Here is a 24,575-nt window from a genome sequence, read left to right as displayed (position 1 = left end):
AGGTGAACCGCCATGGCTCGGGGAATCGACGGCCGGACAGGGCAGGAACTCGGCCTGAACGGCGAGTATGCCGACAGGCCCGCTTTCCAGATCGTCAACGACGCGCATCAATCGTTCCTTTTGCTGACAGGACGGCTGATCAGTCTCGAATACGGCTCGTTTGGAGAAGCCGTCAAGAACCATCCGGCTTGGCCTCAGATAAACGTGAAACGAACAGCTCTTGCGGAGAAACTCCTGACGCTCGGAGGCAACGCGGTCTACGCGGCCGCCCTATCGGAGGAAATCCGTCACTTGAATGAAGTCATCAGCAAACTTGCCGGGGAATGGAGAAATTGAACGAGATTTTCAAAAATTTTCAATCCAACGGTCCAATGGCATTGTCAAAGGACATGGCGATTTCGATCTACGAGAACAGGATTATCCCTGATCTCGGCGTCAAGGAGCAAACAGGACAAGCTTTGAAGCAACCAACCCACATCACGGTGGCCGGGGAGCCCGGCAGCGGTAAATCCACGGCAATCAAACAGGCCGAAATGGGATTGTCGGGACCAACGCAGAAATGCTGTGGTGATGACTTTGTTGCCTATGTCCCGGGTTACATCGAGCTTGCAGAAGTACTCCCCGATCAAGCACTGACTTGGGGCAGAGATGCAGATCCCGGTTTTGGACGCGAGCTGTTAAGTCGCGCTGCGCGCATGAGGGCGAATGTAATCTCGGAGCGGGCGGTGCCAGATTCAAGTGCAGCCTCCACTGACTACTGGAAAAAACAAGGCTATCGGACCGAATTGCATGTCATTGCGACGCCAAGCTACCAAAGCTGGACTGGTGTTGTGGCTCGGGCCGATGAGGCGCTGCGCAGAAATGGACATATCGGAACCAACGTTGTCATGTCTCGTGACATACACGCTGATTGCTATGGAGGTTGGGCTTACGCCGTTTTCGAAGCTGAACAGAAAAAGCAGTATGATCGCATCGTTATTACCCGACGGGACGGCATTATCATGTATGATAACGAACTCGTTCGGCAGCAAGACGGGAGTACACAGTGGAAAGAGGTCACACAAGGACTTGATACTCTTCTTCTCGAACGTCACCGAGAAATCGACGACACCGCCGCGAAGAAATCGATAGAATCGTGGAATAAATCCGCGACGAACAATCTTTTGAACAAGCACTTTGGATCCTACATCGACCTGAAGAGCGATCAACAAATGCACACCAGATACTTGGCGAACCCGGCCAGTCGCGTCGATATTTTTAACAAGGACAGAAAATATAGCAAAGACGTTCTGAATAGCTGGAAAAAGCGCATCGGTGGCGACCTGAATAGATACAGCGAGATCGCCAAGAGATTTGATTTGTCAAAGGAATTCGATGCGAAGCTTCGGCAATATCGTGACGCCACGTTTGGTATAGCCGATCAACGCCACGCTGGCACTGCAGGAATCGCATATCTTGGACAAGGTCCCCAAGCCGCAGCGACCGCCAAACGAAAACGCGATTTCGGTCAGTTGGCACAGGGAAGCATCGAAACGGGCCGAACGGGACCTTCGCTAAAAAGACTGAGACTACCGCCAGACGTTCGTAGTGGCATAGACCAACAGTCGGGTCCCGGTCAACGTCCAAACAACGATGCCACAATCACATATCCGGCGCAGAGCGTCATGCCAGCAGTCCCGCGGGCGGCACAGGGAAGTAAGCAAAGACCTGCGCTGAACGTTCGCAGTCGCGCCGAAGGCAATAATCGCTGATTTCTGTATCTTTGCGTCCATCTGGCGAATTGGCGAACACGTATGTCATGTCGAACAGCAGTGCGGGCGCCTCGGAAGTCTGGAAGTTGCCAGCCGTCACCTTTTACCGCCGCAAAGCCTCGGGCAGGCATGTCTGCTACCTGTCCCGGCTCGTGCGGTCTCTATCGCCCGTATGCGCGGCGACGAGATCTTGTTCGATATCCGAACGCGATCTCGGCGAGCGGGAAGGCGGGGAATAGGTTCTGGGCAGCAGAATATCGAGGCCGCGGTTCGCCGTTTCATCGGTCGGCGTCGGTGCGCGAGAGACGTCTTGTCGCAGCGGTTGTGTGCCTGTCGATGCAGCAGAGCGAGGAGACTGCGGCGCGCTTTCCGAACCGCTGACGGTAACTAGCTTTATCTCCTCTCTCGACGGCTTCCGTAATCTTACAATTTTCCTGCTATCAGCCTGCGCTTGCTCCTGCGAGGCTGGATCAAGATAAATCGGGATTTCGCCGAAGTAACCTTCTCCCGCGACCGCATCGGGCGTCTGCAGGCCGTCGATCGACGGGGACGTGCCCAGCGTCGAACCCGACAGGCTATCCGTTACGGGTGACAAAGTGGAGGACGAAGCACCCCATCGAGGCGAAACATCTCGATGTTCCGCAACCGACGACCTCCGTTTCAGAGGGTTTTCGTCTAGCCCGTCGAACATATCGTCGTGGGCAGTGGCAACATCCGACAACCCGGAATTGGTCGACCAGGCGGAAAACCGCGATGTCTCATTCCCAGCGGGTTGTTGAGCGGAAGCCGATTGACTGAAATCGCTGCTCCGGTCTGAACCGTGCGCCTCACGAAAACTTTCCACAATCGGTGAAACGCGCGACGGATCGTCCAACCCTCCGTGAAGCGGCCGCGGCAGATCGGACGCGTATGTCAGCGACGCCGGCGGGCTATTGATAGCGGCGGTCGGGAGCCTTGGAGGCGGTGTGCCATCGATCGGCCTGAGAAAGTCGGTGCGGCTGATCTCACCTTTTGGTGGTCCGATTTGATCAGGGGTAATCTCCTTCGCAGCAGGATGACGCTGACGAGGAGCAGTAGGCAGCGGCGGCAGAGGTCTGTCGCGTCCTGTTTCAGGCTTGTCCTTTCGATTGAAGACGTCCTTCACCTTCCTGAAAAAACGCCTCAAGCCATTTTGCTCTTCGGCCACCACAAAAGCTCCTCTCGCCGCTGTTCAAGCAGCTTGCCGACCTCTGCAGCGATCCAATTGCGGATATCTGAGCCATCAAGCCGCTTTTTCAAAGTTTCACCGTTATCGGCCGCTTTCGTCGTCAAGCTCGGCACGCTGCGCCAGCTCCTTTGCCTGTTCGAGCAACGATTGCCATTCTTCTTCCGTCACGCTCATCCGGTCAGACAGGAAGCAGCTACCTCGCGGAAGTTCGGGTGACCGCGTTTCAGCCGCCTGCGACGTCGCGGTCCGCGTCGATTTCCCATCGGTCATGACGTTTTCCTTTCGTCGATTTTCTGGATACTGACGGGCTCTTCCGCAGCCCGGGATCGGGGATGCGAGATCTCGACCTCGCCTCAACGGCAACGACTCGGTGGACGGAGATTCAGCCCGCGTGCCATTGCTGTCGCGTTCATCTGTTCTTGGAGCTCACCGCGGCTCGGGCGACTGCGTTCTTCGGATGACGCCGACGAGACGGGAGCGTTGGATTCTCTGGCAGGCGCGACGCCTCCATCATTTGCCTCCGTTGAAGGGTCTGCCATTCTCTGAACTCCTTCCCATACGCAGCTCCAGAAGCTGCGGTCGTCTGTTTCACCCAATAGTTATATGCGTCGCCAACCGGCGTTTAGCGTCCGGATTCTTCACTCCGCTTGCACAGAATACTACTTAACGATACCGAGGCGCGTAAAGTGTATTACAATTTCAGGTGTAATACGGTTGCCCTAAATGCGTCTCAGACCTCGTGAGAGATCGCAACTTCACGGGCCTGCAGGGAGATGATACGGTCGAGCAAAGCTTGCTGCGCGGCGAGAGCGCGAAGCTCTTCCTCGCTCGGGCCTGGGGGCTCCGGCTCGATGTAATGGGGCTCGGCGGGGGCAGGGCTGACTTGTTCCTCGCCATAGTTCCATCCTGCGCCACCGTCGCCCTCCCCTCCGGCCGGCGGGTCGTCCTGCGGCTGGCTTTGATACATCGGCAGATCGACCGCGGCCGGCATGCCGGACTGCACTGGCATTTTCGGCAATGGCAGAGGCTCCAAGGCGGGAGCCGGCTGCGAAGCGGGCTGCGGCGCGAACTGGCTGTGATCGATGGGAGCTGGCTCCGGCAGCGGTCCCTTCTGCGCCTCGAACAGCTTTTTTAGAATACGGTCGGAATAATACTTGACCTTGTGCAGCTTCACCGGCGGCTGACCCTTGATGAGGACGATCTCCGTAGCGTCATCGATGATGCGGACCTGCTCTGGTCGCAGCAGCTGCGCGCCCTGGTTCGAAATCGAAACATTGGTGTCAAACATGTTGCTCGTGCTGAAGGAAGTCGACCTCTCCTTGTAGGTATATTCACCGATCGATTTTGAAATATAGGTCGGCGTCTCGTCGTCGGCCGTCGCCATGAAGACCTGCAAGCCGGTGTTACTGAGAAAATTCTGCTTGCCGGATTCCTCGTAGGCGCCTGTCAGGGCCGACAGGCTTTGGATGATGAACATGAAGCGCCCCTTGTAACCGGCGATCGTGGTAATCGCAGTTTCGATCAGTTCCAGTTTGCCGAGATGCTTGAACTCGTCGAGCAGGAACAGGACCTCGAACGTTTCGTCCTTGCCTGGCATGGTGCGCTGCAGGATTGAGACGATCTGCTGGAAGAATAGTCGCACCAGCGGCGCGATGACCTCGAGATCGTTCGGGCTCACACACAGAAAGATCGACGTCGGATCGCGGCGCAAATCGTAGATCGAGAAATCCGAGGTGGTCGTCGCCGCCTTGATGAGCGGGTCGGCCCAAAGGTTGAGGCCGCCGTCGCCGAGGACCGAGGTGTAGGACGTAAGGATCTTGGTATCGTTGCCGGCCATGTTGTCGAAGATGCGCTGCGCCTCGACGGTCTTCGTCTCCTCGGCGAGCTGGGCAAACAGTTTGTACTTCTCGCCGGGCTGCGCGAACAGGTCGTAGACGGCGCCGATAGTCGGTGTGCCGCGCTCGATGCAGGCAAGGATACCCGCCACGAACAGATCACGCGCGCCATCGATGAAGCCTTCCGAGCCCTTGCCCTTGGCCTCGATCAAATTGTGGGCAAGGCGGCGGGTTTCGCTGAAGCGGCGATCCTCGGGCATATTGACGAGGTCGAGAACCGGGTTGTAGCTGTGCGTGCGCCCTTGCGGATCGAACGGAGAAAACTTGTAAACGCGGTCGCCGCGGGCAAGGCGAGAGCGCGAGGTCATCTCGAAGAGTTCGCCCTTCACATCAAGCGCCAGGATCGAACCGTCGAAAGTCAGCAAGGTTGGAATGACGACGCCGACGCCCTTGCCGGCGCGCGTCGGTGCGACCACCAGACTATGGGGCTGGTCGCCGTTGGTCAGATAGCGTCCGAAACCACGCGGTCCGGATGTTTTGCCGAATATCGGACCGTTGATGCGGCCATATTTCTTGATGTAGCCGCCCGGAACGAGCTCCCCGAACCGCGCCCAACGCGCCGTCCCGTGATGCTGACCATTCCGAAAGAGAAAGACCGCAAGCACCATCGGAACAAGGATAGCCGTGAAGCCGATGATCCATAGGCCGCGGATGAAAACCTGTGTAGGATAGCCCTTGTAGAGAGGCGTCTCCCACCAGTAAGCAAGCAGGTCGAAGTTCTCGATGACGGAAGCGTTGACGCCATTCTGGAAGCCGGCGTAGAGTGTTGCCAGGAACAAGCCGACAACGACGCCGAAGACCAGCCCGAAAAGAAGCGTCTGCAATTTTCCCTTCGTATCCATCTCTCAGATCCCTCTGTTATCATATCCCTTGGTTGCGGATCAACGCGTGCTGTCGTGATCGCGTTTTCGAGGGTTCTTGCGTTTCGTCGCATCATCGCCCGCGGTGCGCGCATCTCCCCCGCCGCCCTGGTTGCCCGACGCATTGGCCGGCGCCGGCGCCTGATTTGAAGCAGCGATCTCTTCCTGCCGCCGGCGGTGCTGGGCGCGGGTTACTGGCCCCTGTCGCTCTACATCCTCGATCGGCTCGCCCCCCTGCGGCGGGTTCACAGTAAAGGTGAACAGCAGCTGCTGTTGAGGTGGAAAGGCGCCTGTCGCGTTGGGGGGCCGAACGTTCGCCGCCTCCTGGGCAGCCTGGGCACGTGTCTTGACGACACGATCGATGTCGTCTCCCCGTCGGCGCGCCCGGGCCACCCTGCGCGCCTCCTCCCGCTCGGCATTCTCGCGGCGCGAGCGCTGGGCGCGGGTCTCGATGGCGCTGTGTGCCGCGAGCGTTGCGGGGTCCGTTTCAGCCTGACGCCGGCGCGCGCCACGAGCGGCGGCACGGGCGGTTTCGGCTTCGTTCCTGCGCCCGTCATCCACCTCCCTACGTCCGCCCCGTCCGCGGCGACGCTTTCGCCCATTGCCGTCGTTGTTGAGAACATCGGCCTCCCGCTGTCTCCGAGCATCGTCACGCTGACGCGCCTGCTGTTCGGCCACTTCACTGAGGATCGACTCGTTGAGCCGCGATTGTTCGGATTGTCCATGGCCTGGATTATCGACCCGCATGGCATCGCCGTGCGGCGGCGCTCCACTGGTGGCGGCCACAGGTACAGGTCCGGTTTGCGCCTGATCCGGCGGCCCGCCCGGCGCTGGCAAGACCGGTACGGAACCGATCGGGCGAATTGTGTCGCCCGGCGGCTGGCGCTCGGAGCCGCCGCCACTGCCCGATCCGCCTCCGGAGGTGGGCGCCTGCTGGGCGGCCCGCATCTGCTGCAACATGCGCTCCCTGGCCTCAATCGTCGCAGGACCGGGACCGCCCTCATCGGGGATACCGGCCTGCTGTTGCGCGAGATGATAGGCTCTCTGCAACTCCTGCGGAGATGTCGCGTCTTTCAATGTCGCCGCGTCGAATTGAGACTGGGCCGGCGCGTTGGACGCTTGCTGCCCCTGCGGTGCCATGCCGCCGCCCGTCGCCCCACCTGTCGTTTCTGCCTGCTTGCCGGCATTGATTGGTTCGCGTCGGCGGGCTCCCCTTGCCGCCTTGGAATTGGACCCGTTACCGCCCTTACCAGACGAGCTGTCGCTATCCGAGCTGTCGTCGCTGCTATCCGATCCGCTGTCATCGGAATCGTCGGGATTGAGGTAATTGGTGATTTCGTTCTCGGGCCAATGCTCGCGCAGAAGGATGTCTTCTCGCGCCCGGGCGTGCGTTTCCGCCTCCGTCAACGGACCTGCCTCCTCCGTTCCCGCCCATTCTGGCACCTGCGCCGTCGGATCGGCTGGCGGGAAGTAATTCCTGATATCCCTTTCCCGCGCACGTATGTAGGTCTGCGCGATCGACGTCGAGCGTCCCGGTAGACCACGGTTGGCGCGGGACGTGGCTTCAAGATCGATTCCATGATGACGGGCCACCGTGACGAGTTCTCTACGCATGAGGTCGTAGTTCATCAGCTCGTTGCCCGGGGCCACCCACAACAAAGGGTGCCCTCCCCGCGAACGGTCCTCGTCAAAGGCGCGGCGATTGACGATGACATGCAGATGCGGATGCTCACGGTCCGTGTGGAAAGCGGTGACGTAGTCAAACTCGAGGTGCTCGAGCGTTCCTGCCAGAGTGGTGCCGAACATCGAACGCGCCCATTCGCGACCGGCGCGACAGGCAGCGTCCTGATAGGCCTGCCTTCTGTTCTCCGGATCGTTTTCGACGTCATAGCCGGGCGGCGCGAAATCACGGAACCGGGGGAAGGACACCACGATGTGTGACGTCATGTCCTCGTCGCCATCGGAAACAAGCTGGCCGTCTATATAGTTGCCATGCTGGCCGGCCCATAGCCGCGCCCACTCTTCCAGCTCGCTGTAGGGCATGATCGCGTTGCCGTGGCGCGCGGAAAACTGAAGTCTTACGTGTCCACGGCGGGTCAGATATTTCCACTGCGAACAAATCCGCGAGACTGTGCGCGCGCCACCGCCACGCACCACATGAATGATCGCCTGGTGTGCCATGATATCACACCTTCCCGAAGGACCTGTCCGCTTCGGGCATCATGCTTTTCGCTGCGTCCGTGAGTTGAAGCCTGCCATCGAGGCGGCGACGCGCGACATTCAGCATCGACATCAGCGTCGCATCCAATCGCGCAAACTTGTAGCCGAAGGATGCGTGCAACGCCTCGAATTCCTTCATATCGACCTTGCCGCTCTTTGTGTAGGAATCGTTCAGGTCGGCGATCTTTCGGGAGATGTCACCGATCGTGCGGATCATTTCCTCAAGGCAATCCTGCGTACCGTCATTGACCTCGAGAAAGCCCCCGATCCTGCGGGCTGCGATACGCAGCGCCATGTTGTTGGTCAGGCCGAGCGTACTTGCCTGCTCGGAGAAAGCATCGAATTCCGCTTCCCGCAGTCGAACGCTGACTATCTTGTATCCGTGCAGATCCGACGGTTGCTTGCGTCCGCGGACAAGGGTGGTCGCCACCTCGTCGGGCAGCAGCATCGGTTCTTTGTATGACATCAGAGCATCCAATAAAATTTCGTGAAATCAGTCGATCAATAAAGTTTTCACCTCAATGGCAATGAAGGTGCAGGAAACATCTGCGTTGGGTCAACATCTAATTCAAGATCGCCAATCTTTCGAATTACAACTGAAACCAATTCCATCTCTATAGGCATGTTATCGCTATTGAATTGGCCTTATACGCTCTGTACGAATAAACAATATTACACGTTTACTTTTCTATTCTAGCGATCTGCAAAAATGCAGCGGGAAGGTTTTTGATGAAGCTGATCACGTGCTGCTCCTTCAAGGGAGGCGCCGGTAAGACCACCGCATTGATGGGGCTGTGCTCGGCCCTGGCGATGGAAGGCAAGACCATTGCTCTTTTCGAGGCCGACGAGAACCGCCCGCTGACGCGATGGAAGGAAAACGCGGTCACGCGCAATACCTGGGACAGCCGATGCGAGGTCTTTACCGCCGACGACCTTCCGCTGCTGGAAAAGGCCTATGACGAAGCCGAGGCGCGAAAATTCGACTATGCCCTCGCCGACACGCACGGTGGATCCAGCGAGCTCAACAACACGATTATCGCCAGCTCGAACTTTCTGCTTGTGCCGACAATGCTGACGCCGCTCGATGTCGACGAGGCGCTGGCCACCTACCGCTACATCATCGAGTTGCTGCTGAGTGAAAACCTGGTCATTCCAACGGCGATCCTGCAGCAACGCGTGCCGATCGGCCGGCTGACGACGTCGCAGCGCAAGGTGTCCGACATGCTGACCGCGCTGCCTTTGACCAAACAACCGATGTTTGAGCGCGACGCCTTTGCCGCGATGAAAGACCGGGGCATGCTGCATCTCAGCCTGCGCAACGCCCGCGTCGATCCCGGCATGCGGCTAATGCTGCGAAATCTCGATGCTGCCATGGAAGACCTGAGGCTTCTTTCCCGCTTCATGCACGAGGCACTGGGACAGTAGCATGGCGATCCGCAAGCCGGAGTTGACCGTGGCGGAGGCAAGACGCCTTGCCGCCATCCGAGCGACTGCCACTGAAAAAATGACAAAGTCCGGTGGAGACGGCGCTGCGGACAATTCCGTCACGTCGTTCGTAGTTCCGCCGCCTTCGACGAAGTTGAAGGCAGCCGCCGGCGACGAAGCAGCCCAGGCCCGCGAGCCGGTTGCGCCGCAGAGGCTGAGACAAGCAGAGAAGACCACGCCTGCGCCCGCCCCCGCAACGAGACGCAAGGAGGTAAAGAAAGTGCAGGTCTTCGTCTCGGCGCTCGTTCCAGCGCCGAAAACATCGTCCGTCTTCGACATCCTGATCAGGCAGTATTCGTCGCAGAAGGCGCTTCAGATGATACTGCGCAAGGCACTCGAGGACTACGAGGAAATGCTGAGCGATGGCACATTCCAGAAGCAACCGACGAACTATCAGAGCAGCGAAGCTGCAGACGCCCTCGTGCTGACGTCGCGCATGATGCCGACATCGTTGCTGACGATTGCGCGGGCGCATTTCGATCCCGTGGGCCTGGAGAGTCGACGGGCCTTCGGCTTCAAGCTGGCAACAGCCGCACTGGCAAGCTTTTTCGCACGGGAGCGGCGGTAGAGTCCCGTGCGGTCAAAGACGATCGGTCCAGGCGATAAAGCTGAAGATGCTGATGGACAACAAGCAAACATGCATGAGTTGGAGCCGAGACAGCTTCTTCGAAACTTCAAATGCCCTGCCGTCGAAGCACCGTGGATCTGGATGACGTTCTTTGCCAAGTCCACACCGATCATCGTATCCTTCGTTTTGCCGTCCTCTCCGCCTCGTAGAGCTTCTCAAGCGGATCACCCACCGCACTCAACCGGTCGTACCGCTCGATATTTGCTGAGGAGCTGTTTGACGCGGTATAATAGGCTGGGCGCAGAAAGATAAGAAATGCTTTCGTAGACCGACCACCTGCGGATCCGGGGGTGAGGTTCTGCCGGCGGCACCGAGCGGTAAAATGCTTCCAGTCAGCGGCATAGGCCTTGCGAGTATTGACGGAAATTGCCGCCCGCGACTTCACTGCTCACGCCGGTGTCTCCCACGGATTGATCACCGATGCGTCCGTGTCTTCGAAATCCTTGAAGTTGCCTGTGACCAGGATCAGGTCGTGGACGATCGCGATCGCGGCGATCAACCCGTCGATGTCACCACGCGGCCGGATCGTGGCGATGCGGCCCCATTCGACGGCGATGTGGTCGGTCACCGGCAGGATGCGGTCACCATGGTCGTGGCTAAGCTTGCGCAGCCATTCGGTGAGCTGAGCGGGCCTTCGGATCCAACTTCTGTTTCAGCGCAATGCCGCGCATGATTTCGCCGAGGGTCAGCGCGCTCAGATGGATGCTGAGCGGGTCGGCCGAACGCAGCCAGGCAAACCGCCTGTGGCGTGCCGTCGCGCGTCCGAAACGATTGGTGTCAACCAGATACATCAGAAGGCCATGCCGCGGCTCGTGGTCTTGGCGCGCGCCTCGACCGCATCGGCGAGTCGGCGAGCAGGCCCTTGTCGCTTTCAAGTACCTATTGCATCATACTGACGCGAAGGAGGTTTCCGTCTGGTATCGGGAAGATCATGTCCTTCTCGTAATCGGTGTCAGCCGCTCCGAGTTCGAGAGCGCTAAATCTGGACGGGGTACCTTTAGACTTGACGACGCCCCCCAATTGACGGAGCAGACGGTATTTTGCAATCCTTGGTACTGCTTCCGAATGGCCCAAAAGATCAAGGCTATCCTGCGCGAGACTCAAGTTGCAGATAATTCGGCATCTATGGACGATGACGAGTTGAACGTGCGGGCATTTCGATTGTGAACCGCCAATTTTCGGACGATTGGCAAAAGATCGACGTCTGGATTGATGTCTCCAGACAAGTGAACACGATCGCTGAATAACTCACCAACGAGGATTTGGCTTGTCGACTTGTGGAGAAATGTCGGCACGACAAGATAATTGCTACAATCGAGCCTTCGCAATGATCGTCGAGGCACATGCCAAATTGCCGATGGCGGCCGACCGCTTCAAGCGACGGCCAGTTCTTCCGCATCAGCGAAAAGGGGGAGGCAATGAAATCTGATCAAGGCGAAATATGGAAACGAGCCAGGCTTGAAAGCCTACAGCCATGTCTCGGACCAGTATGCGCCATTCTCCACACAAGTGATCCCGGCTACCGCAAGTGAAGCACCTTATATTTCCTATGGTCTCCTGATGAACGAGACTGGAAAATGTATACACGAGCAATATGCTGATACGGGCGGCTTTACGGATCACGTCTTTGCCGCCTGCTCGATCACTGGTTTTGCGTTTATCCCGCACATCAGGGATCTGCCGTCCAAACGGTTTTATGTTTTTGATCCGGGAAGTGCGCCAGCCAATCTGCGTCCATTGATCACCGACACGATAAAGGAACCTCTCATCGAGCGGAATTGGGCTGCCCGATATCGCGCGATCTGGAGACGATGATTTCCGATGCAGTCAAGAAACCATCTGTAAAGATTGATAGTCAGCGGATGCGCATGCTGGCCCCCGTCGTTCGTCGGTAAAGAGAATAACTACAACGATAGCCAACGGTTTTGGCTTGTTCCCGTTATATCTTCACGAGTGGAGAAGGCACATTGGTCGGAACGATGATTGCCAACGCTGCATGCGAAGGCACGGTGGAGTTTTCGCGAGCCAATCACCTAAGGTGAGGACCTCAAGCTAATCTCCGCGTGCGGCTGTCTGCGACCTGCCGGCCAGTTCAGCCCGCTTCTCGCTGGGCGAGGAGACCTCCTTCGTCCTTTCCGTCAGCAACGTCTCAGCCTGCCTGTAACTCATTGCATCCTCGAACTTCGCACCAATTTTCAGGGCCACATCCGAGATCGAGACAGGCAGCGGCGTCGATGACAGCTCTCGCACCATAAGCTTGTCGAAATCAGGCGCTTCCCCGTAACGCATCTCGACACTTTTGTTGAATTTGCACCAATCATATTTGAGAGACAGGTCCGACGCCGCCCTAGCGATTTTGTTGAGCGGGTTGGGTAATCGGTCAAGCTCATCTTCCGCCTTCGAAAGAATTTGATGCAGGTCCGATTCGGCGGCGCGCCGAACGGCAAGCTCCTGTCCATGCCTCTCGATATGACCACCCAAGTCTGCGTTGCCTATCGCATGATCTTTCAAAAGCAAGAAAGCCTTTGCAGACAAAAAGGCGCCGCTTCCTCCGCCTTTCAGGATGTTCACCGCGGCGTCGGCGATCGACTTGTGCTGCTGGGGATCGAACTGCGCAGCGTTGAGCGCGAACTGATGCAGCATCCTGCCTTTTTCCATACCATCGGGGGCCCGCAAGGCGGCACTCAGCAACGAGGCATTATACTCGCGACCGCTGAATTTCATTACCGCATAAATATCGTCCACATGATCGGCGAGATACTTCTTCGACCAGGTGGCCGGGTTGCCTTCGCCGTCCGAAGCCTCGTATTCTAGGAAACTACTTTTGTCATCGAGGCGACGTTTGACATGAGCGCTCTCGATGAACGTCTTCGTCAAGCTGACCGCGTGGAGGGTTGTTTCAATTTTCGCGAGGTACCGAGATTTGTCCACCACCTCGGAAAAGCCTTTCGACAACAAGCGATACTTCGTCAGGTTGCGCGTGCCATCCCCGAGATCTCCGAGCGCGGAATACGTCCCCATCAGTTCGAAGGTTTCGAGCGCTAGCGCGTTGATGCCAGCCCCGCTCAGCTTCTTCTCCGGTCGCGGAGCGATGTCCACAGCAGGACCATTTGCGGCACCATCGTCCATAACGGCGGCATCGGCGCTCGGCCTCGTCCTTTTCAGGCGATCCGTCTCCAGCCCCTTATACTCGACCGGCTCTCCGGCAAGGCGCAGCGATCGGCGTGGTTTACCAGGCCGGCTTTGCTCGACGCCTTCGTCAGAGCGCCTCCTCTTGCCTAAGTGAATCACGGATTTTTCCATATGAACACCTCGCTGACATCCGTTTATCGTTTCATCCTGACATAAAGCGAAGCGCTGATCGGCACTAAATCGGCTACGTTTGAAGGCAACCGCCAACGTTCTTGCGCTCCTGCGCTGCGGCCATCATCATCGACACAAGCGAAAACTCGCCACGGACGGCCTTACGCGTCAATGTCCTGAGATATCCGCCGGCCGAATTGATCTGGCCTGCCCGTTCGAGGATGCAGGCTATCACCGTCGCCGCGCGCTCCGGCCCCATGACCTCACAAGCTTCCTGATAGGCAGAGGGACTGACGCCCAGCATCGATCGGACCACGACGGCCGCCGCCATCAGTTCGCGCCAGTTGGAAACCTGGCCCCGCGGGCCATAGGCGACGATATCCGGGCAGTATCGCGTCACCATGCCGAGCGGTGGAACATTCGGCTCGTTCGCCACCGCTGGTGTTTCGGCAACCGGCATGTCGGGCAAGGCCGAACCGGTCTCCCCGTTGCCTGGCTTTCCTTCCAAAGCCCGTTCAAAATCATGAATGGATTCGGGTTTTTGATTCTGTATGTGGAAACGGCTTTCGTTGCCATTGGTGTCTGTTTTTTCTGTTTTCCAGTAATTTTCCAAGCGGTTGAGGATGTCCTGCTTCATGCGCGCGAATGCCTGCTCCGCCTCCGACAGAACCTTGGCACATCTGGCGCGGGACGCTGTTGCGATCAGAGCGCGGAAATCGGCCTCGATATCCGACCAGTCGATACCGGAAACTTCTTCCGACACCGCCGAGATCAGCTTGCGGACATCGCGCCGCAGCAGGGTGATGCGTTCGCGCAGGATACGCATCTGCCGGCGCTGCGCGACAACTGCCTGTGCCAGGACGGCAAACTCCGTGGCCCGGGCAAGGAGTGGCGCCAGGCTGAAGCCGTAGGCCGCCTCCAGCCGCCCGTCATCGCCCTTGCGAGCGTAGCGCTTGCCATTCGGACTATCGCGCCGATGGATGATCCCGGCCTTGACAAGCAAGTTGAGATTTTCGCGCAACGTCGTTCCCGCAATGCCGTTCGCACGCGCCGAAAGCTGTGCGTTGGACGGAAAGACGATCAGGTTTTGGTCCGCGGACAGCTCGATCGCCGGGTGAAAAGACAAAAGCGCGGTGAGAACGGCGATCGCGCGATCACGCAACCCGAGCTCCGCGCGCGCGTCGCAGAGATCGCGCAGCACCTTCCACTTATCGACTGGTTGGCGCGTAAGTGTGCTTCCTACCGCGATCTGTCCTTTCACCTGCGCAAGCGTCACCGCCCGCCGCCCGAAAGGCGTCGTCACATCTCCCGCTTCCATCTTTTCTCACCTTTCAAAAAGGCAAAAGAAATCGTTCACCCGGAGGCGTTCAAACCCTTGACTATGCTTGATGGAAGTGCGATTCTCATTTCCTGTTAGAGAATGAGATGAGGCTTCCATCGGTAAACGCTTGGGGGCCTTTTTTCTTTTGCGGATTAACGTCGTCTCAGCATCGAACAGTACCGTTGATGTGTTGCGGCAAGCCGGCTATCGAAAAAGATCCAGCGGGCTCGATGGCAGCGGCGCATCGCCGAGCGGGGCCGTTGCCTTCAGATCACATGGTTCCCTGCTTCCGAAAAGGCGTTTTTCGTAATGCTGTCCCCAGCCCTGCAGCGCGCGCAGGATGGGCTCGAGCGTCTGCCCGAAGGGCGACATCGAGTACTCGACACGCGCCGGCACCTGCGCATACAACTTGCGCACCACCAGACCGTCGCGCTCCAGATCGCGTAACTGGTTGGTCAACGTTCTCTGGGTGATTGCCGGTACGCGGCGTCGCAACTCGCTGAACCTGGCGGTTCCGTCCAGCAGATGGAAAAGGATGACGCCCTTCCACTTCCCCGCAAGCAGTCCGAGGGCCAGTTCGATCGGCGAGGCAGCTTCCCTTTCAGTGCGGCAATGTGGTTCTTCCAACATCTCGGTACCTTTCTTGTACTATGACGCGTTTTTGACTCCAGGCATCTTTCAGTACCGCGGACAGATTCACAAGCATGCAGGCAGCAATGCTTTCACCGAACGGCTACACCTGTAACAATCCAGTCGGGCCACAGTTTCCTTTTCATCTACGGCGGAGAAAAGCACTCGGACAAGGCAGGTGAGTAAGGTTTTTTCTTACCAATACTTCACTCATCCCGGCTCTATGATATCAGAGGCGATCATGCTGCGAACGCCGGCGTGGATACTGTTGCGATGCCATCTTTCATGCCAGATCATGGATATCTGATAGGGAGGCAACGCACCTTTTTTCGGAACGAACGTTGCTAGACCGTAGCGCGCGGCGAGAAACCTCGCAGACAAGTCGCGCGGCGGTATGGATATCCGGCACGGTCAGCGTCTCACAACCACGCGGGCGAAGCATTTCCAGTCCATCATAAGCTTCGCCGAAGCCGGTATTGTAGGTGCTGCGGATACGCAGCGAGAGAAAGCGTCCGAGATCGGCATAGGCGATCTTGCCGGTTATCGCCACATGCCCCTTGCGCGCCATGCAGACCGTTGCCACGGGCGGCAAGGCGTCACAGTAAAATCCGGGCGGCGTATCGTCGGTGATCCCGAGCGCCAAATCCACGCCGCCGTTTTCAAGCTGTGTGATGACGTTCGAAAGACCGATCATCGGCATGAAGACCGTGGTAGGCGACACTTCCCGGGCGTCTAGAGGTGTCCCACATTTCATCTTATTTGAAAAATCCCTATCTCAGCTATCATACGTTTAAACAGGAACTGCGAAATCGGTTATGGCGCGAGCACAACCTTGCCGGTGGCTTTTCCAATACAGGTCAAGATGTAGCCGTCATCGACGTCTCTTTGAGAAAGAACCGTCTGGTTGTCCATCTGCACCTCGCCCGAGACCTTTCGTATCTTACACGCGCCGCAAACGCCGGCACGGCAGGAATGGGTCAGGCTAACGCCTGCGGCATCCGCCGCCTCCAGGATCGTTTGTCCCGGCGCGATGCCGAACTTATCGGACGTACCCTCGATGGAGATCTCGGCCTTGGGCGCTGTTGCCGGCGCAATCAGCATGTGAGGAGTGGCGCGAGGCATCGTCAAGGCCTGTGAACTCGCAGGCGCCTTCGCTGCGGCATTCATTGCGGACGCCGTAGCATTGGGCGCTGTTGCCGGCGCAATCAGCGTGTGAGGAGTGGCGCGAGGTATCGTCAAGGCCTGTGAATTCGCAGGCGCCTTCGCTGCGGCATTCATTGCGGACGCCGCATTGGCAACAGCGCTTGACCGGGATGGCAAGAGCCCGCTGCCCGCCGCCTGTCGCGCCAGATCGACGGGGGCGGTCTCGGCGGGCTTACCCGGAACAGGACCAGCTTTCGGCGCCGGCGACGCGATCGCAGAAGCGGCTGGCAGGGCCTTGCGTGCAGCCGGCACTGGCGGAGCGGCCGGTAATCCGCCAAAGCTTTCATCGTGATATTTCTCCAAAGGTAATCCCATGTCGGCCAACAGGGACTTGGCAACCGCAATGTAGCCGGGTGGCCCGCAGACGAAGGCTTCCCGCTCCCTGAAGTCGGGTGCGTATGTCTTTACAAGCATCTCGTCGAGCTTGCCGATCGGCCCGTGCCACGGCCGTGCCGGCGATGCCGCCGCCGGGACTATCACCAATTTCAATTTGTCAGCCAGGCGAGTGCTCATATGCAGAAGCTCCTGGTGAAAAATGATGTCATCGGGCGTTCGCACATTGTTGATGAAAACGATATCGGCGTCGGACGCCGTGTCTGCCAGCCAGCGCAGCATGGACATGGTTGGAGTGATCCCGCTGCCTGCCGCCATGAAAAGCAGCTTACGCGAGGGATAATCGAAACAGGTAAACTTGCCCGCCGGACCGCTGATGGCGCATTCAAACCCCTCGACCATGTTGTCGAACAGCCAGTTAGACATCCAGCCCATCGGAACTTTCTTGACGGTGATCGACAGGGTGTAGGGTCGTGAAGGCGACGACGAGATCGTGTAGCTTCGCCGCAGGACTCCGTTCGGCAGGGAGATCTCGATGCCGACGAACTGCCCCGGCTTGTAATGAAACAACGTTGGAGGATCGGAAACGAAGCTGTAGGTTTTGGTATCGGCCGTTTCCCAGGTGACGGAAACGCAACGGACATTTGTCTTCCCCACCGACCAGACGCCTGTCTGCCCCGGGGACAACGCCGATGCCGGCCATACGCTGGCTGACAGCGCGGGAGAAGCGACCGACGCCGGAGGCGCCGGAGTGCGAGCCGTCGCCGGCGCGATCGGAGCTCCGGGACGCTGGTCAAGCATCTGGGCGATCTCTGGCCGGTAAGCCTTACCGAGGATCAACGTTAGTTCCTTGCGTGCCTGCGCCCGCAATTTCTGGTCGCCTTGGGCGACCTTGAAGCCAAAGGCACTATTTTCGAGCCGCTCCATGAACTTGCCCAGCGCCAGGCGGAGATTGCTGCCGCGCTCCGGGCCCAAGACCATCTCCGCCCGGTCGATGGCTTCGTTGATGGTCCGGCCATCGACCTTGAACACTTCGTCTTCATAGTCCCCCCAGAAGGATGAATACTTGTCCAGAAGTTCTATGAGCGCGTTGCGAAGATCCTTATTGTCGATCCAGCTGGTATCTCTGATCAAAACCTGGAACTTGCGCACTTCGAGCGCTGTGATGTTCTTTTCCACGTCCGACACATAAACAAACATGGAGAAAACGATTTTCGCAACCTCATGGTTAATATTTGGGACTTCTATTTTGCCCAATGTATTCATGACCTATAGTCCTCTATGATTCAAATTATAAACAGTATTTTGAAATACATTCCCAGAAAATACGATCAATGCTTGCGCGGCAATCGGTCATGTTGGTCCTGCGCTTTCCCGCTCATGCGGGCAAGTATGCTGGTCGTGTTCAAACCTTGCCTGGAAGCCGCTGCAATGATCTCCGGCGTCGGTGGCACCTGTAGGACTATCGCGAAGTCGCTTGTCACTTCTGGCACAAGCGGAGATTCCGGATCGGTAAGCTCCGCATTCACGAGGTCTCCCGTGCCGAATGCGATTTCCGGAACAAAATCCATGCGCCTGGGGTCAAAAAGCCTGATCTGCCCGCGTTGTATGAGGAAATGACAATACAGACCGGCTTTGGCCTCTAGTTTGCTGCTTTTGACGTGACGCTCGACATGAGATTGCAGAGCGATGCCGGCAAGATCCGCAAGCGGCAATTTGGCGAGATGCGCATTGCGCGTCAGCATCGCAAGACGCAGAACCGGATGAACGACGAGCGTATTGTCCGTACCGAAATTGTCTTCGCAATCAATCTCGATCTGAGGGGCTTCGTTGGTGGCACCACCAAATGTCACAATGCTCTTCTTTTTCAAAACAACGGACTCTTCGACAAGCTGCTTGCCGTTTATGTAGATCCTTCCCTCGTCGAGGCGAACCAAGCGAATCTCGCCATGCCGCAAGGTGATTGCGGCATGATAAGCCCATATGTCTGGATGAATGGGCGAAATGTCGTTGTCGAGCGACCGGCCGATCGTGATGCGACTTTTCGCCGACGTGAAAAGCTGGTCCCTTTGCCCGGCGACACGGATGGTTGCGTGCAGTGACATATTGTCCGCGGTCACATCCGATACGCCGGCCATTCCGGCCATGTATTCGAACGCGGCGACGAGCAGCGGATGCTCCCGGTTGGGTAGGCCATCAAGGATTTTCTCTGCTGCGTCCCGAGCGACTTTCTGATCGATGTAGCCGAAGACCATCAGGCCTATCGCCTTGATGACCGGATCTTTGAACTCCAGCATGTGCCGAAGGTTGCTGGCCGTATCGAGGCTTAAAAGAACGGCCTTTCGATGCGTCCAACGCTGCCCCGCGGATTGCGGCTTACCCGCCGGATCGGCTTTCGCTTCACCCGTGAGGATTGCGACGATCTTGGGGTCGAACGCCTCACGCCAGCGTTTACCAGGCTTGCCGGGAACGGACTGCCGCAAAACGAGGGCAAGCTCGTGACCACAAAGCGAGATTAGGTTTTCAGCATATTTGAGTTGGTCCGACTCGGCGCTGGAATTGCGCAGGATCGATAGTGCCTCGACCCTCATTTCCTGCTCATGCGCATCCATCGCATCATGCAGCAGATCAAGGAGCGTCGCTCCGAGAGGGTCGGAGATTATAGCCGATTCAATGCACAACCGCAGGGACTTCTGCCGGAGCAGGGACTCGAGGGTCTGGTCCAAGCTTCTAGAAACAACTGTGACCTGCGATGACAGGTCCTGGAGCGCACGCTCGTGGTCTTCGTCGTTTATCTGCAGGCTCTGACGCAGCACCTGCACCGTTGCCTGGAAGCTGGCGTCGGCGAAGACCTCCTGTAGGGAAGCTCCCTTTTCAAGCCGCGTCATCAGCGCACTGTTGAGAAGAATACGATAGTGACCCATCGATTCCTGCCGTTCCTCGTCGGTCATATAGGGGATGCCGGCCTCGGAAACATTTGAGCATCCGAGCTGTTCCAGTAGCGTTTCATGCTCTTCTTCGGAAATGTTCATCTGGGCGCGAAAATCTTGCAGAAGCTTCAGCGAACCAGCGCTTGCGGTTCTGCCGTTGACGACCGCTTCCTCAAGAATATTACGGTATGCGTCCAGCTTCTGCTGCTGCGAAAATCCGGGAAGAACTTTCGTCAAGAGGTAGACTTCCTCGGCCTTCAGGCTTTCAAGCTTGCGACCGTCGAGAAACTTGCTGACGTTCACCTTCATCTTCTTCAACTCGCCCAGAAGATTGGAAGCCATGCTTTCCTGCTGGTAGCGGGTCGGGCTCTGCTGCAGCGCCAGACGCAACCAGATCGTCGTGAGCGCAACGATCACCATATCGATGACGCGCCCGCTAAGATCCGGAAGCAAAAGGATGTTCGGGCGCCCGCCGAATAGATAGAAGGCGTTGATAGAAGCCCAAGCTGCGATGCAAAGGCAGTGATGGACGATCAATTTTTCAGAGATGTTTTCCTTCCTGCTGCAATAGCGCCGGTACAAAGCTTCCAGACCCCATCCAAGCAGAAGCGCCGTCCCGCAAAAGACGGCCAGAACAAGGGGTGCGGACACGAGCTTGGGGATGGGAACGGCCTGCCTGTTCAGGAAAAGGCCTGGTCCGAGAATTCTCTGCGCGGCGCCCTCCTCATGGGTCCAGATGCCCGAGAAATAGTAGTCCCAGTTTCCGGAATAGAGATAATAGAACCCGTAGAAGCCAAATATTAGTCCTAAGAACATGTAGTACACATTCCGGCGCTGAGGATCGAGAATTCCGTTCCAGTAAGATCTCTGAAGGTCGATGTCGCCGCAATTGGCGGTACATGCGACACAGGTGCTGACATCGCCTTTGGGGGTTGATTTGCGACACATGGATTGCGGAACCAAAGGGCGCGAGAAGTGCGGCGCGCTTTCCACGATGCCACCCGGCTCCGTGTATATCTTCTGGACGATGTTTGCCGGGCAGAAATAGTTGCACCACGTTTTGCCGCCCCAGAGTACGCCCGTCAGCATCGCCAGGCCGATGACCGTCAAAAGAGCGATGGCTAGCGCGGTTCGGTCTGTGTTGATGATAAGAAGACGCGCCGTGATGCCGGTAAACAGCATCCCGAACTGGATGTACCAGCTATTGCGCGCAATCCAGCCGTTGGGGGTGATCAACGGTATTTTGCGCGTTATGAGCCCGGTGCGGCGCTCGAGCTTGCTGCGAAATCGCCGTATGCCGAGATAGCCCGGGATCTGGGATGCGAGCGAAAGCGGGCATACCCTGCGCCAAGCCTCATGTCCAAAAACCATGAGAAATAGCGGAACGATCGGTACGAGCATTGTCCAAAAGACGCGCGTTCCCATGGCATAAGGCGTGGCGACCAGCTCCTCGTCCTGAATGTTGACGACATGATCGTCGACGCGAAACGGGCTGCCGAGTTTGTCGGGTTCTGTCAGGGTGATCGAGACAGGATCCCAGAACAGTGACGCAATCAATACAAGCCAGCCGGCAAGAAGCAAGCCGCGCACGCTGAGCATTTTCCGTTCCGAAACGCGTGAAAACATCCCGCTCCCCGTGATGCCTCTAAAGTCGCAGCTTGGCACCAGAAACCGCGCCGGAAAATCCCAGCATCCACGGCGTTCGCAGTTGAAACCAGGTCTGTTTTCAGAGCGCAACTTATTGTCCAAACTCCAGACTAATATTGATTCCGTCGTGGCAAACCGTCGTTTCGGCCATGGTGGAATAACAGTCACGCATGATTGCTTCCAACGCATGTCCTGCTTAACAATGCGGCGGGCATCAATATTACTTTCGATTGCAAAAACGATGAGGCGCGGCTCGTGACAAACAAAGACGAAGCAGAGTGCCCCGAAAAACGATTTCGTTTTGCCTTGCGCTCGGCCTGCGATTTTTGCAAACAGGGCATGCTTCGCTTGTTGTCCTCGCCCGACAAGGCCATCTTATGTCTCGCAGCAGGCATTGCCTTCACAGCGTTTGTCGCCGTGGCGAACGAGCTGTCGCCGCACGAGCCAATCACGCCGGTACCGCTCGAGACAAAGCTCGATCAGCACAAGGTCGCGCTAGGCGGAAAACTTTTCAATGACAGCAGGCTTTCGGCAGGAAACGGCCTCGCCTGTTCAAGCTGCCATCTGACACATCTTGGCATGGCTGACGGTTTGGCGCTGTCACGCGGCGTGCCGGGAAATCCAGGTGTACTGAACACGCCCACACTTTTTAATGTGGGCTTGAATTCTAAATATACATGGAGCGGCAGATTGTTATCCCTCGAACAGCAGGCCCATAGCGTTGTGGAAAGCAAAACCGCCATGGCCACACGATGGGAAGAGGTTCTCAACCGCCTGAAAAATGACTCAAGCCTTGTTGCGGAATTCGCCACGATCTACCCCGGAGGCATACAGCAGGACAGCGTTGTCGATGCTCTCGCGAACTTTCAGCGCTCACTGAATACGCCAAACGCCCCGTTTGATCGCTATCTACGAGGCGAAGCCGACGCGATCAGCCCGGAGGCGAAAGCTGGCTATAAGATGTTCAAGGATTTCGGCTGCATATCCTGCCACCAAGGCGTGAACATTGGCGGCAACATGCTGCAAATCTTCGGTATTTTCGGCAAGCCGACCTCGGCGGCACAGGGGGACTCTACTCCTGGTGCCGCTCCGGAATCCGGCATCTCTGACGACCGCCCCGTTTTCCGTGTTCCTTCGCTGAGAAACATCGCACATACCGCTCCTTACTTCCACGATGGTTCTGCTCAGACTTTGGAAGAGGCGATCGGCGTGATGGCCTCGCATCAGCTTGGCCGAACGTTGACGGCCGATGATACAGGCAAACTTGCAGAGTTCTTGAGAACGCTGACTGGAGAATATCAGGGCACGTCCCTTGACGACCGATGATTTCGGGAACAACCAAAGCAGCCAGCCAACAGGAAAGAAACAGATCTTGAAGACCTCCCCGATCAGAGACTTTGCTTCCTCCAAAGCTGCTTGGATCGCATGTCTCATCCTCATCCTTGTGCTGTCGGCGAGCCTTGGCGGCTTGATCTGGCTGTTGCGGACCCCAGACAACACGCTTCCCGCCTTCCGCAACGATTTCGAAACCATGCGTGGGCTAGAAGCGCAGTGGGACTCGGAAATCCTCTCGCTACAGCTCGGGGTAAGCCCTAATTACGACGCCGTCACCAATGCCGCGAACAAGCTGAAGCTCGGCCTTCGGGGGCTGCAGAACACAATAGCGGCGCAGCGAAGCCTCTCTCCGTTGGCCGCTGACTTCCAGGTCTATGTCAATACCGTGAACGAGAAGAGCAGGCTGTCCGAGCAGGTCAAGGCCAGCTACGCCATGCTCCGCAATTCCATGAGCGTTCTTCCGGATGCCATTGCGGATTCCTTCGCTGACCCCGATTCGTTGAAGATGGATGAGCCAACGAACAAGCGCATGGCGGACCTGGTGACTGAAGTCATTACCGGCCTGGTGAGCTTTTCCACGTCGCCGACACCACTGCTGCGCGAAACCGTGGCAACGCGTATCGAGGCTGCACGTAAAGCCAGTGGCAGCGTATCTCCGGACCTGCAGCGATCCCTGGAGCGATTTCTGTTGCAAGTCGAGGTGGCAACGAAGGAGAGGCAGCGCGGCAATGATTTGATCCTCTCACTGAGCTCGATTCCAACTGATACGGTAGCCGTTGAAGTGCAAAATCAAATCCAAATGGTCGAAGGAGAACAATCCAACCATTATACATTGCTGTGGTATGTATCTGGATTAGTATGTGTACTTTTAACTCTTTCAATCGTTTCACTTCTATTTGTTTTGAGGCAAAATTATATTAAGATTGACGAAGAAAACAAGGTGCTTCAACAGGTCAATCACGATGTGGAGGAAAGACTTTTACAGTCTGCAAAGCTGACGGCTCTGGGCCAAATGGTGGCGGGGATAACCCATGAGATCAATACACCGCTCGCATACGTAAAGGCAGTGTTCGAAGTGATCAAGGAACGGCTGACGTCAGATCCTGACCTTGCGGTCGCCCAGGTTGGCGAAGACGATGACGCCACGCGTGAGAAGCGTGAGGAAATGCAGCTTCTCCTGGAAGACGGCTTGCACGGGATCGAGGAAATAACGACGCTCGTCAAAACGATGAAGAACTTTAGCAGGCTGGACAAGGGCCATATCGAGAGCTTCTCGGTTGAGGAAGGGATAGAAAGCGCGCTAGTGATCGCACGGCCGCAGTTGAAGTATGTCGCCGACATTCGAAGAGAGTTTGATTCCGTGCCGCCTATGATGGGATCCCCGTCACAGCTCAGGCAAGTATTATTGAATCTGATCGTCAACGCCGCCGATGCGATGGGCGAGAGTGGGAAAAGAGGCACATTGACACTGCGGACACGCATCACGTCGTCCGACACCATTGAAATCGATGTCTGCGACGACGGTCCCGGAATGACGGAGGAACAGATCAGCAAGATATTCGATCCGTTCTACACGACCAAGGCCGTTGGCAAGGGAACGGGCATGGGATTGTCCATATGCTACCGGATCATCGAAAATCACGGCGGGACAATCACTGTGAATTCAAAACTTGGCAAGGGGGCAGTGTTTACCATAACGCTACCGCGACAGGACGAGAAATATTCGGATTTCATACCGCAAATGGAAGCAGACAGCTCAGATGAGAACATTTTGAAGCGTGCGTAAAAGAGTTTTTTCTTATCGATTTGGGGTGCCACGATCAATCT

General features: G+C 57.2%; 17 protein-coding genes and 3 pseudogenes. 7 read left to right on the top strand and 13 right to left on the bottom strand.

What is annotated here, in order from left to right:
* The first annotated feature begins 12 nt into the window (after nt 1–12).
* Both AM571_RS21715 and AM571_RS21710 read left to right on the top strand, forming a co-directional pair.
* Entirely contained in the window at nt 13–336 is a 324-nt protein-coding gene (locus AM571_RS21715; protein ID WP_074063565.1) for a hypothetical protein, read from the top strand.
* On the top strand, nt 333–1,751 hold the full coding sequence (locus tag AM571_RS21710) for a zeta toxin family protein (protein ID WP_196776343.1): 1,419 nt from the start codon (nt 333–335) through the stop codon (nt 1,749–1,751). Before AM571_RS21715 ends, AM571_RS21710 begins: the two co-directional genes overlap by 4 nt.
* A gap of 136 nt (nt 1,752–1,887) precedes the next feature.
* Here the strand turns inward: AM571_RS21710 and AM571_RS36435 are convergent, their stop codons facing one another.
* The 5 genes from AM571_RS36435 to AM571_RS21685 form a co-directional block, all read right to left on the bottom strand.
* Nucleotides 1,888–2,937 (bottom strand): hypothetical protein, encoded by a 1,050-nt coding sequence (locus AM571_RS36435; RefSeq protein WP_155774502.1) that lies wholly within the window; start codon nt 2,935–2,937, stop codon nt 1,888–1,890.
* Nucleotides 2,938–3,039: 102 nt separating this feature from the next.
* Complete coding sequence (locus tag AM571_RS21700) at nt 3,040–3,228, bottom strand: hypothetical protein (protein ID WP_074063562.1); 189 nt, start codon at nt 3,226–3,228, stop codon at nt 3,040–3,042.
* A gap of 460 nt (nt 3,229–3,688) precedes the next feature.
* Entirely contained in the window at nt 3,689–5,695 is a 2,007-nt protein-coding gene (gene virD4, locus AM571_RS21695) for a type IV secretion system ATPase VirD4 (protein ID WP_074063561.1), read from the bottom strand.
* Between the two features lie 39 nt (nt 5,696–5,734).
* Nucleotides 5,735–7,894 (bottom strand): relaxase/mobilization nuclease domain-containing protein, encoded by a 2,160-nt coding sequence (locus tag AM571_RS21690; RefSeq protein ID WP_074063560.1) that lies wholly within the window; start codon nt 7,892–7,894, stop codon nt 5,735–5,737.
* Between the two features lie 4 nt (nt 7,895–7,898).
* On the bottom strand, nt 7,899–8,399 hold the full coding sequence (locus AM571_RS21685; protein ID WP_155774501.1) for a DNA mobilization endonuclease VirD1/MobC family subunit: 501 nt from the start codon (nt 8,397–8,399) through the stop codon (nt 7,899–7,901).
* Between the two features lie 263 nt (nt 8,400–8,662).
* Here AM571_RS21685 and AM571_RS21680 point away from each other — a divergent pair, with 263 nt between their 5' ends.
* Together AM571_RS21680 and AM571_RS21675 are read left to right on the top strand one after the other, a co-directional pair.
* Nucleotides 8,663–9,358 carry a conjugal transfer ATPase VirC1 gene (locus AM571_RS21680; protein ID WP_074063559.1) on the top strand — a complete coding sequence of 232 codons (696 nt, stop codon included), beginning with the start codon at nt 8,663–8,665 and terminating at the stop codon, nt 9,356–9,358.
* Nucleotide 9,359: 1 nt separating this feature from the next.
* Nucleotides 9,360–9,986: a VirC2 family conjugal transfer protein gene (locus AM571_RS21675; protein ID WP_074063558.1), complete on the top strand. Its 627-nt coding sequence runs from the start codon at nt 9,360–9,362 to the stop codon at nt 9,984–9,986.
* A gap of 324 nt (nt 9,987–10,310) precedes the next feature.
* On the opposite strand, the pseudogene AM571_RS38430 reads toward AM571_RS21675, so the two are convergent.
* Both AM571_RS38430 and AM571_RS21670 read right to left on the bottom strand, forming a co-directional pair.
* Nucleotides 10,311–10,419, bottom strand: a pseudogene (locus AM571_RS38430) (integrase); the annotation flags it as partial.
* 15 nt (nt 10,420–10,434) lie between these two features.
* Nucleotides 10,435–10,837, bottom strand: a pseudogene (locus AM571_RS21670) (type II toxin-antitoxin system VapC family toxin).
* 524 nt (nt 10,838–11,361) lie between these two features.
* On the opposite strand from AM571_RS21670, the pseudogene AM571_RS21660 reads away from it, so the two are divergent.
* Nucleotides 11,362–11,849, top strand: a pseudogene (locus tag AM571_RS21660) (Tn3 family transposase); the annotation flags it as partial.
* 249 nt (nt 11,850–12,098) lie between these two features.
* Here AM571_RS21660 and AM571_RS21655 read toward each other — a convergent pair.
* The 6 genes from AM571_RS21655 to AM571_RS21630 all read right to left on the bottom strand — a co-directional run bounded on the left by AM571_RS21655 (nt 12,099) and on the right by AM571_RS21630 (nt 21,365).
* Nucleotides 12,099–13,445 carry a hypothetical protein gene (locus tag AM571_RS21655; protein WP_155774500.1) on the bottom strand — a complete coding sequence of 449 codons (1,347 nt, stop codon included), beginning with the start codon at nt 13,443–13,445 and terminating at the stop codon, nt 12,099–12,101.
* The gene (gene repC, locus AM571_RS21650) at nt 13,423–14,667 is read right to left on the bottom strand and encodes a plasmid replication protein RepC (RefSeq protein WP_074063554.1); all 1,245 of its coding nucleotides are present in this window, start codon (nt 14,665–14,667) and stop codon (nt 13,423–13,425) included. The genes AM571_RS21655 and repC overlap by 23 nt, the downstream gene beginning before the upstream one ends.
* Before the next feature lie 207 nt (nt 14,668–14,874).
* Nucleotides 14,875–15,300 carry a winged helix-turn-helix transcriptional regulator gene (locus AM571_RS21645; protein WP_074063553.1) on the bottom strand — a complete coding sequence of 142 codons (426 nt, stop codon included), beginning with the start codon at nt 15,298–15,300 and terminating at the stop codon, nt 14,875–14,877.
* A gap of 283 nt (nt 15,301–15,583) precedes the next feature.
* The gene (locus AM571_RS21640; RefSeq protein ID WP_155774499.1) at nt 15,584–16,021 is read right to left on the bottom strand and encodes a hypothetical protein; all 438 of its coding nucleotides are present in this window, start codon (nt 16,019–16,021) and stop codon (nt 15,584–15,586) included.
* Between the two features lie 92 nt (nt 16,022–16,113).
* Nucleotides 16,114–18,015, bottom strand: coding sequence for a hybrid-cluster NAD(P)-dependent oxidoreductase (locus AM571_RS21635; RefSeq protein WP_196776342.1), 1,902 nt, complete (start codon nt 18,013–18,015; stop codon nt 16,114–16,116).
* A 152-nt stretch (nt 18,016–18,167) separates the two neighbouring features.
* The gene (locus AM571_RS21630; protein WP_196776341.1) at nt 18,168–21,365 is read right to left on the bottom strand and encodes an FHA domain-containing protein; all 3,198 of its coding nucleotides are present in this window, start codon (nt 21,363–21,365) and stop codon (nt 18,168–18,170) included.
* A gap of 222 nt (nt 21,366–21,587) precedes the next feature.
* Between AM571_RS21630 and AM571_RS21625 the strand changes: the two genes are divergently transcribed.
* Both AM571_RS21625 and AM571_RS21620 read left to right on the top strand, forming a co-directional pair.
* Nucleotides 21,588–22,739 (top strand): cytochrome-c peroxidase, encoded by a 1,152-nt coding sequence (locus tag AM571_RS21625; RefSeq protein WP_155774498.1) that lies wholly within the window; start codon nt 21,588–21,590, stop codon nt 22,737–22,739.
* The gene (locus AM571_RS21620; RefSeq protein ID WP_074063549.1) at nt 22,726–24,534 is read left to right on the top strand and encodes an ATP-binding protein; all 1,809 of its coding nucleotides are present in this window, start codon (nt 22,726–22,728) and stop codon (nt 24,532–24,534) included. Before AM571_RS21625 ends, AM571_RS21620 begins: the two co-directional genes overlap by 14 nt.
* Nucleotides 24,535–24,575 lie beyond the last annotated feature (41 nt).

The sequence above is a fragment of the Rhizobium etli 8C-3 genome (assembly GCF_001908375.1).
Classification (GTDB): Bacteria; Pseudomonadota; Alphaproteobacteria; order Rhizobiales; family Rhizobiaceae; genus Rhizobium; species Rhizobium etli_B.
The sequence above is the reverse complement of the archived record's forward strand: the minus strand, read 5'-3'. Positions and strand labels throughout refer to the sequence as shown.